General features: G+C 58.0%; 3 protein-coding genes and 1 pseudogene. All 4 read right to left on the bottom strand.

The window, feature by feature from the left end; genetic code table 11:
- Nucleotides 1–256, bottom strand: a pseudogene (locus tag L6D63_RS28180) (tail fiber domain-containing protein); the annotation flags it as partial.
- Nucleotides 257–280: 24 nt separating this feature from the next.
- Nucleotides 281–943, bottom strand: coding sequence for a hypothetical protein (locus tag L6D63_RS28175; protein ID WP_121184008.1), 663 nt, complete (start codon nt 941–943; stop codon nt 281–283).
- Nucleotides 940–1293 carry a hypothetical protein gene (locus tag L6D63_RS28170; protein ID WP_047297530.1) on the bottom strand — a complete coding sequence of 118 codons (354 nt, stop codon included), beginning with the start codon at nt 1291–1293 and terminating at the stop codon, nt 940–942. Before L6D63_RS28170 ends, L6D63_RS28175 begins: the two co-directional genes overlap by 4 nt.
- Nucleotides 1290–2899, bottom strand: a 1610-nt coding sequence (locus tag L6D63_RS28165) for a phage tail protein (protein ID WP_236170497.1), incomplete at its 5' end; no start/stop codon positions are given. The genes L6D63_RS28170 and L6D63_RS28165, both read right to left, overlap by 4 nt.

Raw genomic sequence — 2899 nt, 5'->3', positions numbered from 1 at the left:
CCTGGTCGGACAGATCCTTCTGGTAGCCCTGTACCGGCATGATCGAGTAGAAGCCGCCGGCCGCTGTCGGGCCTTCGTAGTTGGGCGAGATCGACAGAGCCGTATTGCTGGCGATGTTGGTCACCTCGTACCAGCGACCGTCCGGCCCGCGAAAGCCATCGCCGACCCGGCTGTTGGCAATGAATGCGGTGCCCGAGCCTGTCACCGCGTTGGAATTTTGGGTGACAGAGACCGTTCCCGTCTTGTACCAAGGCATTGTATATCTCCAGAAATAAAGGTTTCAGGCCAGCAACTTGGCGCAGAGAAATGGGCGATGGCCCTGGTCAGTCCAGGCTGTAAAGGCAAGGCTGTACATCATGATGCGGCCGCCAGCGTAATCGACTCCCAGAGCGCAGCCGCCACCGGTACCGTCGTTGTGGCAGTTCATCGTGAAAGGATTGAGGGACACGTACTCACCTACCCCGAGGCTCTTGTTGATACCCCATAAGTACCGGCGCCCAACACTGAGCTGTTCGGTTCCGAGATACGTCCAGTTGCCAGCAGCGAACGTAACGACCACCGCCGGGGCGCCGCTGTCGTAAACAAGCGCGCCAGCGCCATCCCACAGCCGCATCCCATAAGCAGCGGTACCCATCGAAGCCCATGCCGCCACGAAATACTGCCCGCTGAGGGTTTCATTCACCCGTGACGCGTTCATGGCAAAGCCAGTCCAGTTACCCGGCCCTCCCGTAAACCACACTGAAATGGGAACCTGAATCGCGCCTCCCTGATCAGGACGAATGAACACCATTGGCGGGTCTTGGCTGGTCACCGCCCGGGCAAACGTACCTGATGCAGTTGCAACACCGGAATAGGTACCTTTGGTGAGAAGGCAGAGCCTGGGTGCCTCCGAATCAATTTGAACAAACGAGTTGTCATTGATGCTCTGAAAGCCGTAACTCATGTCGAATACCTGATGGCGTAGCCCTTGGCGACGATCCTTGTCTGAATTGTCGAGGCGCTGGCTGACGGATTCTTAGGCCTGACAATCACTTGGCCGACGGCAGTCGTGACATAGGGATAGGACTTGGCATTGCCGCTACCGTCTGTTTCTGACGACTGCACATCCTGTGCACGCGTCGGAATGATCATGAACACGCAGTTGGCTGGGTTGAAGCCTGGAATATTGAGTGTGTAGCTGGGCGTGCTACCGCTGAAGTCGATCACGCCCTGCCACAGCACCTGATAGGTAAAGCTGTTGGTATCCATCCCGAGATTGCCATTCTCGTCCCAGACTCTTGCTCCATAGGTCATGCGTCCAGATCTCCAAGCTGCACCCGTTTCACGCCGTTTTGATCGAACACCTTTATCGCTCTGTTGGTCATCGTCAGTCGCCCGCCACCGGGCGCTGGCCCGTTGAACTCGAGGTTTCCTGCTTTATCCAAGCGCCAACCCAGCGCACCGGCAACATAGTTGTCGGATTGCAAGTACTGGCCGATTTTCAGCATCGTGATGCTGCCGTCCTGAATGAACGCCGAGTTCATGAACACCTGGCCACCTTGCACTGCAAACGGCACCGAGATGGCGCCGCCGGCAATCGTGTTGACGATGGCAAACCGGTCAGCGCTGACCAGGAACTGACTCTGCAGCCCGGCACCGGTGTTTTCGATGCCAAGACCGATGCCAGCCGCGACGTACTGCCCATTCGCCGTGACTTGCATCTTCACCGACCACATCGTGTTCAACTTGCCGGCCGTGTCCGCGTAGGCGGTCGAGGTCTGCTGAATGGCCGTCGAGTTTTGCCCGACGGAAACATTCAATTGGTCGATTTTCGTCGCGGTCGCTGATTCGTTAGTGGCCACCACCTCTTCAAGCTCGGTGATGTTGGCAGCGTTCTCTCCTATTTTCGCGTCGAACGTCGTGACGCGCCTTGTCATTGCCTCGTTCTCGGAGGCTCGAACCTTCGATTCCGATGCGAGCGAAGCGGTGCTGGTATAGCTCTTGATCGCGTCTGCAAGATCACCAGCGCCATCATCGTCTCGAGAGGAGGCGCGCAGGGCTTCGAAGGCCGTTGCCTGGGCCGTAACCACGCCGTCGAGTTCAGTGATCTCGGCGGTGTTGGTCGCCACCTGCTGGGCAAGTCCTTTGGCGGTTTCCACGGTTTGACCCACGTCGAGCCAGTAGAGCGGATTCGGCGGCGGCATATTGACCGGCACCGGCCCGGTCGCCTGATAGATGCGCTTGCCCTGCACGACTAGGTCGTACTCTTCGTATGTATCGTCGGGGTTGTAACCCTTCAGCCCATCGAGCGCGTCGATCTGCTCCTGCAAGCCTGGGATTTTGTCGATTTGGTCGACGATGTCCTGTCCCAACTCTGTGCGACCAATCTTCCCTGCAAGCGCCGCTAGGTATGCCGAAACATCGTTTGAGGTCTGAGCCGGCACATATAGAAAGGAGCTTTTCCCGTAGGCGTTCGATGAGCGGATGAAGTAGTAGTAGTTGGTCCAGAACCCCAGCCCGTTGTGGGTGAAGGTCAGGCCTTGCCCCAGATATTCGGCATCAGCAGAAGTCGCCGTTGGCGAAGTGCTGAAGAAGTATTCGTAAGTCCCTCCGTTCAGGCCGTTTTGTGAATTGCTTGGGATTAGCACGATGCTGTCGATCGAGGACTGCACTACGCAGCTTTCTGGAATTGGAGGTCCGTTGATGCTGACGGTGATCGTCGCCTCGCCGGAGCGCGCCATCGGCCCAACCGCCGCTACGCTCATTGTGTAGTTGCCAGACGGCAGGCCGTTGATGGCGATCTCCGTCGAGGTGGCCGGAACGTTGTGCGACTGCACCGCGGTAGCGCCCTGCCGAACGATGACGATGTATTCCTTTACGATTCCCGTCGGCGGCAGCCACGACAGCACGCCCTGAGTTA

It is taken from the genome of Pseudomonas parakoreensis (assembly GCF_021602155.1).
In the GTDB taxonomy this organism is placed as follows: domain Bacteria; phylum Pseudomonadota; class Gammaproteobacteria; order Pseudomonadales; family Pseudomonadaceae; genus Aquipseudomonas; species Aquipseudomonas parakoreensis.
This window is presented reverse-complemented; position numbering and strand designations above follow the sequence as displayed.

What these genes read in the sequence shown, in the direction of transcription:
- L6D63_RS28175 (WP_121184008.1), bottom strand. Translation starts at nt 943, where the DNA reads ATGAGTTACGGCTTTCAGAGCATCAATGACAACTCGTTTGTTCAAATT.
- L6D63_RS28170 (WP_047297530.1), bottom strand. Translation starts at nt 1,293, where the DNA reads ATGACCTATGGAGCAAGAGTCTGGGACGAGAATGGCAATCTCGGGATG.